The sequence below is a fragment of the Bradyrhizobium sp. genome, assembly GCF_050014615.1.
GTDB lineage: Bacteria > Pseudomonadota > Alphaproteobacteria > Rhizobiales > Xanthobacteraceae > Bradyrhizobium.
In genome coordinates this window covers 1-8,707 of the sequence record NZ_JBEKCZ010000302.1, presented here as the reverse complement: position 1 = coordinate 8,707, position 8,707 = coordinate 1, and the positions used below count along the sequence as shown (strand labels likewise).

Annotated in this window: 7 protein-coding genes; 6 read left to right on the top strand and 1 reads right to left on the bottom strand. The window is 63.8% G+C overall.

Going from position 1 to position 8,707, the window contains the following annotated elements; genetic code table 11:
* On the bottom strand, positions 1–1,070 hold a 1,070-nt coding region (locus ABR948_RS28450; protein ID WP_428124461.1), incomplete at its 3' end, for a DUF2336 domain-containing protein.
* 349 nt (positions 1,071–1,419) lie between these two features.
* Here ABR948_RS28450 and rimP point away from each other — a divergent pair.
* The 6 genes from rimP to truB all read left to right on the top strand — a co-directional run.
* Positions 1,420–2,190, top strand: a complete 771-nt coding sequence (gene rimP, locus ABR948_RS28445) for a ribosome maturation factor RimP (protein ID WP_428124459.1) — start codon at positions 1,420–1,422, stop codon at positions 2,188–2,190.
* A 3-nt stretch (positions 2,191–2,193) separates the two neighbouring features.
* Positions 2,194–3,807 carry a transcription termination factor NusA gene (gene nusA, locus ABR948_RS28440; protein ID WP_428124457.1) on the top strand — a complete coding sequence of 538 codons (1,614 nt, stop codon included), beginning with the start codon at positions 2,194–2,196 and terminating at the stop codon, positions 3,805–3,807.
* 75 nt (positions 3,808–3,882) lie between these two features.
* Entirely contained in the window at positions 3,883–4,536 is a 654-nt protein-coding gene (locus tag ABR948_RS28435) for an RNA-binding protein (RefSeq protein WP_428124455.1), read from the top strand.
* Positions 4,537–7,158 (top strand): translation initiation factor IF-2, encoded by a 2,622-nt coding sequence (gene infB / locus ABR948_RS28430; protein WP_428124453.1) that lies wholly within the window; start codon positions 4,537–4,539, stop codon positions 7,156–7,158.
* Positions 7,159–7,340: 182 nt separating this feature from the next.
* Positions 7,341–7,760 (top strand): 30S ribosome-binding factor RbfA, encoded by a 420-nt coding sequence (gene rbfA, locus ABR948_RS28425; RefSeq protein ID WP_428124463.1) that lies wholly within the window; start codon positions 7,341–7,343, stop codon positions 7,758–7,760.
* 4 nt (positions 7,761–7,764) lie between these two features.
* The coding region (truB, locus tag ABR948_RS28420; RefSeq protein WP_428124451.1) for a tRNA pseudouridine(55) synthase TruB at positions 7,765–8,707 on the top strand (943 nt) is incomplete at its 3' end.

The following is an 8,707-nucleotide window of genomic DNA, read 5'->3' as shown; positions in this document are numbered from 1 at the left end:
CGGGTCTGCCAGAAGTTCACCACCCGCTCCGCGGTCACGGGCATCAGGCGGGCGAAATTCACCCGCACATGCTCGATGTCTGTCGGCGACGGCACCCGGGCTGGACCCAGCCGCAGCAGGATCAAGGCGCGCACGGTGGCCCATTCGAGTCCGATCGCCTTGCCGAGGATCAGGATCGGATCGTGGCGGTCGCCGGCGATCAGGCGGTCGAGGGTTGCGATCTTCACCCCCGACATCGCGGATAGAGTGGCAACCGATTCCTCATATTTGTGGCTCTTGGCAAAGCCAAGCAGCGCGGCTTCGTTCAATTCGCCATCGCGATGCAGCGCCATCACCTTGCGCTGCGCCGGTGCGAAATCGCGGCGGCCTTCAACCTTTTCGGGGATGCCGGAAATCTCGCTCATCGCCTGCTTGATGGCGACCTGCCTGCCGGGCTTGACCACCTCGAACAGCCGGCGGCGGAGAATATCGATCGATCCCGCCAGCAGTTCCTTCAACTGCGGATCCGTTAGATCGTCGCGTTGGCCGACCTTGAGGGTCAGAACACCGTCCTGGCCGGCGCGCTTGATCAGCGTCGAATATCCGGTCCGCGAAAACTGCGCGCCCGCATTGCCGGCGGCACGCCTGACCACGTCGCGGTCGCCGCGTCGCACGATGACATCGGTAAGATCGGGCGAGAGCGTCGATCGCTCCGACATCGCCAGCAAATGACCCTGGCCCCGGAAGCGCGCGATTTCGATTAAGGCCTTCTCATCGATGACAGGCGATCGGCGCAGCAGGGGGCCGGCGATCGAGATTTCCTCCTCATGCGCGAGTTGCCCGACCAACGCGCGCGGCGCGTTGGCGAGGACGGAGAGCCGTTCTGCCAGCCCGGCGCGCGCGGCGATTTCGGTATGCGGAACGAGATCGACGAGGACGCTGTCAAACAAAGCAACGTGATCGGAGCGGAAATTTGCCGCCCCCTGCAGGAACAATTCGGCTATCCGGCGGGCCGCATCGGACCGGCGCCTGGGATCGCCATGTTTGACGATCTGTTCAAGCTCGGGGATCAGCGACGTGCCAAGGGACATGAAACACACCCAAACCCGGCGCAGCGGCGGATTTTGCGGTAATTTAGGGTGGCTTGGTGAAGGAAGGGTTAGGTTCGAAGGCGCGCTCGGGCCCACGTAAATTAGCGGCTATGGGCCTCGCGGCCCTTGCCGGATCAGGTCAAAACCGCTATATCGGCCGCAACTTATGGTTCTCATACGATCGCGTATTGAGAGTGGGCCCCTTCCGGACCCGCTCTTTTTTATTACCTGAACGAGCCCGCAAAGCGACGACGGGCCCGGCTCGGGTAGCACAGCCGGACCGGCTTTAGGCCCGGCCTCAACCCAATGCACGTCAGACCACCCGAGTAGACCAAATTTGACCCTGGATATGACCGATCCAACTGCTGATTTGCCGGATATCGACCTGCTTGCCGAGCCCCGTCTGGTGGTCGAGCCGGGCGTGGCGGCGCGGGTATCGGCGGTCGCGGGTCCGGTGCTGCAGGGAATGGGCTACCGGCTGGTGCGGATCAAGATTTCAGGCGAATCCGGCTGCACCGTCCAGATTATGGCGGAGCGGCCCGACGGATCGATGCAAATCGAGGATTGCGAAGCGATTTCAAAGGCGCTGTCGCCGGTGCTCGACGTCGCCGACCCGATCGAGCGGGCCTACCGGCTGGAGATTTCCTCGCCCGGGATCGACCGGCCGCTGGTGCGCCGCACCGATTTCGAACGCTATGCCGGCCATCTCGTGAAGATCGAAATGGCGCTCGCCTATCAGGGCCGCAAGCGTTTCCGCGGCACGCTCGGCGTCGTCGAGGGCGATAGTGTGCGCTTACATCGTGATGACATCCGCGCGGGCGAAGATGCCGACGTGGCACTGGTCATGGAGGATATCGCGGACGCAAGGCTGGTTCTGACCGACGAACTGATCGCGGAATCGATGCGACGCGGCAAGGCCGCCGAGCGCGAGTTGCGCCAGAATCTCGGGCTTGAGCCGCCGCCGCCACCGCACGCAAAAAAAAGCGACCCATCGAAAAGCAACAAACCGAAGCCGAAATTGAACGTTAAGAAGCAAGGCGCCCCGAAAAATACCAAGGAACACCGTCTCGCCGCCGAAAGACTGCGAAGAGGCGACATCGATCCCACTGAAGGAGACTGAGCCATGGCAGCTGTCAGCGCCAATAAACTAGAACTGCTGCAGATCGCGGACGCCGTCGCGCGCGAAAAATCGATCGACCGCGGCATCGTGATCGCGGCGATGGAAGATGCCATCGCCAAGGCGGCGCGGGCACGCTACGGCAGCGAGACTGACGTTCATGCCGAGATCGACGCCAAGAAAGGCGAACTGCGGCTGTCGCGCCACATGCTGGTGGTCGAGCAAGTCGAGAATTCGTCGAACCAGATTTCGCTGGTCGATGCGCAACGCGCCAATCCCGGCGCCCAGGTCGGCGATACCATCGCCGACACCCTGCCGCCGCTGGAATATGGCCGCATCGCCGCGCAATCCGCCAAGCAGGTGATCGTGCAGAAGGTGCGCGAGGCCGAGCGCGACCGGCAGTACCAGGAATTCAAGGATCGCATCGGCGACATCGTCAACGGCATCGTCAAGCGCGTCGAATATGGCAGCGTCATTGTCGATCTCGGCCGCGGCGAAGCCATCGTGCGGCGCGACGAGATGCTGCCGCGCGAGGTGTTCCGCAACGGCGACCGCGTGCGCGCCTATATTTTCGACGTGCGGCGCGAAACCAGGGGTCCGCAGATTTTCCTCTCGCGAACCCATCCGCAATTCATGGCCAAGCTGTTCGCGCAGGAAGTGCCGGAAATCTATGACGGCATCGTCGAGATCAAGGCGGTCGCCCGCGACCCCGGGTCGCGCGCGAAAATCGGTGTGATTTCAAGGGATTCGTCGGTCGATCCGGTCGGCGCCTGCGTCGGCATGCGCGGCTCGCGCGTGCAGGCCGTGGTCAATGAATTGCAGGGCGAGAAGATCGACATCATTCCCTGGTCGCCCGACATCGCGACCTTTGTCGTCAATGCGCTGGCCCCCGCCGAAGTCGCCAAGGTCGTGATCGACGAAGAGCGCGAGCGGATCGAGGTCGTGGTTCCCGATACCAATAACCAGCTGTCGCTGGCGATTGGCCGCCGCGGACAGAACGTGCGCCTCGCCTCGCAACTGACCGGCTGGGACATCGACATTCTCACCGAACAGGAAGAATCCGAGCGCCGCCAGGCCGATTTCGAAAACTCCACGCGGGTATTCATGGAAGCGCTGAACGTCGACGAAGTCGTCGGTCAATTGCTGGCGTCGGAAGGCTTCACCTCGGTGGAGGAACTGGCGCTGGTCGACATCAAGGAGCTGGCCGGCATCGAAGGTTTCGATGATGAAACCGCGAACGAGCTGCAGAGCCGGGCCCGCGAATATCTGGAACAGCTCGAAGGCGAGCTCGAAAACAAACGTAAGGAGCTCGGTGTGGAAGACGCTTTGAAGACGGTGCCCGGCGTGACCTCGAAAATGCTGGTGAAATTCGGCGAGAACGAGATCAAGACCGTCGAGGATCTCGCCGGTTGCGCCACCGACGACCTGGTCGGCTGGACCGAACGCAAGGAAGGCGGCGAGCCGACCAAGCATCCCGGCATTCTCGATGCCAATGAAATCTCGCGCGATGAGGCGGAAAACATGATCATGCAGGCGCGCGTCATCGCCGGCTGGATCACCGAAGCCGATCTCGTCAAGAAGACCGAGACCACCGAGGCCCCCGAGGACCAGCCGGTCTGATGCGGGTGTTCTCAACAGATGCCGGACGGTTTTGCGCAGCCGCAATGCGCAGATGTTAGGAGAGATGTCACACGCATGCTTGCCCTCGCTGACCCCGATCTCGACAACGGACCGCGGACCGACAGGTCCGCGACGATGCGGATGTGCGCGGTCACGCGGCAGGTGCAGCCGATCGACGAGCTGATCCGGTTTGTCGTCTCGCCCCAGAGCGAGGTGATAGCGGATCTGAAGCGCAAGCTTCCCGGCCGGGGTTTGTGGATCACCGCCTCGCGGCAGGTGGTTGCGGAAGCGGTCCGGCGTAACCAGTTTGGCAAAGGCTTCAAGCGCGACCTCCGCGTTGCACCGACGCTGGCGGCCGATACCGAAGCCCTGCTGGTGCGCGGCGTGATCGAAGCGCTCGCGATGGCCGCCAAGGCGGGGCAGGTCGTCGCCGGCTTCAGCAAGGTCGAGGGCGCCCTGGCCCAGAGCGCGATCCACGCCCTGATCCACGCTTCCGACGGCGCGGCGGACGGAATCCGGAAATTGGACGCTCTCGTCAGGCAAAATGCCGGAAATGGCGATGAATCCCGCCCGTTCCCGGTGGTCACGGCGCTGACCTCGGAACAATTGGATTTGGCACTGGGCCGGTCAAATGTGTCAAGACTTCGCCTATATAGAATTCGCCGAACCAGACTTCGCCGATACAGACTGTGCGGACACGCACGACGCAACAAGATTAGGACTTGCTGAATGGTTGATACGAAAACTCCTGGCGACAAGACACTCAGTGTCCCGACCAAGACCTTGACGCTCAAGCCGCGCGTCGAGACGGGCACCGTGCGCCAGAGCTTCAGCCACGGCCGGACCAAGCAGGTCGTGGTCGAGAAGCGCGGCAAGCGCCGGGTGGGCGGCGACGCCCCCGCGCCCGAAACGCATGCGCCCGAGCCGGTGGTCGCCAAGGCGGCCCCCGTCGCCAAGGCGCCGATTGCCCGTACCGCGCCCCCGCCGGCGGCGCCGCGCAGCAATTCCGGCGTGGTGCTGCGCACCCTGACCGAGGATGAGCGCAGCGCGCGTGCCAGTGCGCTGGCCGATGCCAAGGTCCGCGACGTCGAAGAGCGGCGCCTGGCCGAAGAAGAAGCCAAGCGGCGCAACAGCAAGGAAGGCATCGAGCAGGCCGAGCGCGAAGCCGCCGAAGCCCGCCGCAAGGCCGAAGAAGAACGCCACCGCCAGGACGAGGAAGCCAAGCGCAAGGCCGAACTCGAAGCCAAGAAGCGCTTTGGCGAGGCCGAAGCCCGAGCCGCCGCCGCAACTCCGGCCGCAGCCCGCGCCGCCGCGGCTCTGCCCACCGCCCGGGCGCCCGGTGTTGCCGCCGATATCACCGACGAGGACGAAGGTCCGCGCCAGATTCGTCGCGGCCCCGGCGGCGTTGCCCGCCCGGCCACACCTCCGAAAACCACCGCCAAGCCGGCACCGGCCAAGCAGCGCGGCCGCCTGACGCTGGTCACGGCGCTCAATGCCGATGACGTGCGCGAGCGCTCGATCGCGTCGTTCCGCCGCCGCACCCAGCGCCTCAAGGGCCATGCGTCGAACGAGCCGAAGGAAAAGCTCATTCGCGAGGTGATCATCCCGGAAGCCATCAATATCCAGGAACTCGCCAACCGCATGTCCGAGCGGGCCGTTGACGTGATTCGCCTGCTGATGAAGCAGGGCGCGATGCACAAGATCACCGACGTGATCGATGCCGACACCGCGCAGCTGATCGCCGAGGAACTCGGTCACACCGTCAAGCGCGTCGCCGCGTCCGACGTCGAGGAAGGCCTGTTCGACGTCGTCGACGATTCCTCCGACACCGAGCCGCGTTCGCCCGTGGTGACCGTGATGGGCCACGTCGATCACGGCAAGACCTCGCTGCTCGATGCGCTTCGTCATGCCAACGTGGTCTCAGGTGAGGCCGGCGGCATCACCCAGCATATCGGCGCCTATCAGGTGACCTCGCCGGAAAGCGGCAAGAAGATCACCTTCATCGACACCCCCGGCCACGCCGCGTTCACCGCGATGCGCGCGCGCGGCGCCAAGGTGACCGACATCGTGATCCTGGTGGTCGCGGCGGATGACGGCGTGATGCCGCAGACCATCGAGGCCATCAATCACGCCAAGGCGGCGAAGGTTCCGATGATCGTGGCGATCAACAAGATCGACAAGCCGGACGCCAAGCCGGAACGCGTGCGCACGGAACTGCTGCAGCACGAGGTTCAGGTCGAATCGCTCGGCGGCGACGTCGTCGATGTCGAGGTCTCGGCCAAGAACAAGACCAATCTCGACCGGCTGCTGGAGATGATCGCGCTGCAGGCCGAACTGCTCGACCTCAAGACCAATGCCGAGCGTCCCGCCGAAGGCACCGTGATCGAAGCCAAGCTCGATCGCGGCCGCGGTCCGGTCGCTACCGTGCTGGTACAGCGCGGGACGCTACGCGTCGGCGACATCATCGTGGCCGGCGCCGAGATGGGCCGCGTCCGCGCGCTGATCAACGATCAGGGCGTCACCATCGACGAGGCCGGACCGTCGGTTCCGGTCGAAGTGCTCGGCTTCAACGGCCCGCCGGAGGCCGGCGACCGCCTCGCGGTGGTGGAGAACGAAGCCCGCGCCCGCCAGGTGACGAGTTACCGCGCCCACCAGAAGCGCGAGAACGCCGCCGCCAGCATTTCCGGCATGCGCGGCTCGCTCGAGCAGATGATGTCGCAGCTCAAGACGTCGGGCCGCAAGGACTTCCCGCTGATCATCAAGGCCGACGTGCAGGGCTCGCTCGAGGCCATCCTCGGATCGCTCGACAAGCTCGGCACCGACGAAGTCGCCGCCCGCATCCTGCATGCCGGCGTCGGCGGCATCAGCGAATCCGACGTCACGCTGGCGGAAGGCTTCAACGCCGCCATCATCGGCTTCAACGTACGCGCCCACAAGGAAGCCGCCGCGGCGGCCAAGCGCAACGGCATCGAAATCCGCTACTACAACATCATCTACGATCTCGTAGATGACGTGAAGAAGGCGATGTCCGGCCTGCTGGCGCCGACGCTGCGCGAGACCATGCTGGGCAATGCCCTGATCCTGGAAGTGTTCAACATTTCCAAGGTCGGCAAGGTCGCCGGTTGCCGTGTCACCGACGGCTCGGTGGAGCGCGGCGCCAATGTCCGCCTGATTCGCGACAACGTCGTCGTGCATGAAGGCAAGTTGTCGACGCTGAAGCGCTTCAAGGACGAAGTGAAGGAAGTGCAGTCCGGCCAGGAATGCGGCATGGCGTTCGAGAATTACGGCGACATGCGTGCCGGCGACATCATCGAGTGTTATCGCGTGGAGACGATCCAGCGTAGCCTGTAGGACCAGGCTTTTTGTGAATCCAAGCCTTTGCAAGTCCAAGTCTTGCGAGCGCACGGATTTTTGAACTGAAAATACGGCGTCATGGCCGGACTTGTTCCGGCCATCCACGCCTTACCTGATTCAACAAGAAAGACGTGGATGCCCGCGACAAGCGCGGGCATGACGATTTTGAGAAAACGATAATGCCCGGCCATCACAAGAAGAGTTCCGCTCCCGGCGGCTCGCAGCGTCAGTTGCGCGTGGGCGAAACCGTGCGCCATGCGATTGCGGACATTCTCTCACAAGGCAGCGTTCACGACCCCGACCTCGAGGGGCACATCATCACCGTGCCCGAGGTGCGGATGTCGCCGGATCTGAAGCTGGCGACCGTTTATGTGATGCCGCTCGGCGGGCGCGACATCGACAAGGTGATCGCGGCGCTGGAGCGCAACAAGAAGTTCCTGCGCGGCGAAGTGGCGCGACGCGTTAACTTAAAATTTGCGCCTGATCTTCGCTTCCGCGCCGACGAACGATTCGATGAAGCGGAACGAATAGAGAAATTACTGCGAACACCTGCGGTGCAAAGAGACCTCGCACCAGATTCGCAAGATTCGGAAGAGTGAACTGATGATCGTGACCACCGCCAACAGCCTGATCGAGCCGCCAATCGGCGATTCGGACGCGCTTGAAAAAAATATTTCTCCGGACCCTGGCCGCGACGGGAATCACCCGCGCTCCGGCAAGCAGCCGCGCCAGAATAACCAGCCGCGGCGCGATAAACGCGACGTCCATGGCTGGGTCGTGCTCGACAAGCCGATCGGCATGACCTCGACCCATGCGGTCGCGGTCGTGAAGCGGCTGTTCCAGGCCAAGCGCGCCGGCCATGCCGGCACGCTCGACCCGCTCGCGTCAGGCGGACTGCCGATCGCGTTGGGCGAAGCCACCAAAACCGTCCCCTTCGTGATGGACGGCCGCAAGCGCTATCGCTTCACGGTGTGCTGGGGCGAAGAGCGCGATACCGACGACACCGAAGGCCGGGTCACCCATAGCAGCCCGATCCGGCCCTCCATGGAGGCGATTTCCGACCTGCTGCCGCGGTTCACGGGCGTCATTGAGCAGATCCCGCCGCAATATTCGGCCATCAAGGTCCAGGGCGAGCGGGCCTACGACCTGGCGCGGGACGGCGAGACCGTCGAGCTGAAGCCGCGGCCGGTCGAGATTCACCAATTAACCTTGGTAGAACAGATAGATAGCAGTCATTCTGTGTTCGAGGCCGAATGCGGCAAGGGAACCTATGTGCGGGCGCTGGCCCGCGACATTGGCCGCCTTCTCGGCTGTTTTGGCCATATCTGCGCCCTGCGGAGGACCCTGGTCGGCCCATTCGGTGAAACCGACATGATTCCGCTGGAACAGTTGGAGGCTTTATGCGATAGAGCCGCGTCTGGCGAGGGCAGCCTCGCCGACGCGCTTTTGCCCGTTGAGACCGCGCTGGACGACATCCCGGCACTGGCCGTCACACGGGCTGATGCGGCAAGGCTCCATCGGGGCCAGGCCGTTTTGTTGCGCGGAC

Bases quoted from the DNA above. Each gene is read 5' to 3' on its own strand.
- ABR948_RS28435 (WP_428124455.1), top strand. From the start codon at position 3,883: ATGCTTGCCCTCGCTGACCCCGATCTCGACAACGGACCGCGGACCGAC.
- infB (WP_428124453.1), top strand. From the start codon at position 4,537: ATGGTTGATACGAAAACTCCTGGCGACAAGACACTCAGTGTCCCGACC.
- nusA (WP_428124457.1), top strand. From the start codon at position 2,194: ATGGCAGCTGTCAGCGCCAATAAACTAGAACTGCTGCAGATCGCGGAC.
- rimP (WP_428124459.1), top strand. From the start codon at position 1,420: ATGACCGATCCAACTGCTGATTTGCCGGATATCGACCTGCTTGCCGAG.
- rbfA (WP_428124463.1), top strand. From the start codon at position 7,341: ATGCCCGGCCATCACAAGAAGAGTTCCGCTCCCGGCGGCTCGCAGCGT.